The organism is Caballeronia sp. M23-90 (assembly GCF_053574605.1).
On the sequence record NZ_JBSIPA010001061.1, the window covers coordinates 1 to 255 of the forward strand.

The 255-nt window shown below is 58.0% G+C and carries 1 protein-coding gene; it reads right to left on the reverse strand.

What is annotated here, in order from left to right; translation table 11 throughout:
- On the reverse strand, positions 1-249 hold a 249-nt coding region (locus ACRXB1_RS37810; protein ID WP_449494988.1), incomplete at its 3' end, for a transposase.
- Positions 250-255: the final 6 nt, after the last annotated feature.

Here is a 255-nt window from a genome sequence, read left to right on the forward strand (position 1 = left end):
CAGCATGCGCTCGCTACGAATTGAGTACAGCACCTGCAGCAAAAGAGCGCGCACCAGCTTCTCCGGCGCGATGCTCGGGCGGCCTCCTTTGACGTCCGCCTCATACATCCGCGCGAACACATCGTCCGTGCGTTTAAGCGCGTCATTGAGCCACGTGCGAATCGGACGCAACGGATGGTCCTTCGGCACGAAATCATCCAGCTTCAACACTGTGAACATAGATTCGGTAAAGCCATCCGGTCCGCGCATCTGTTC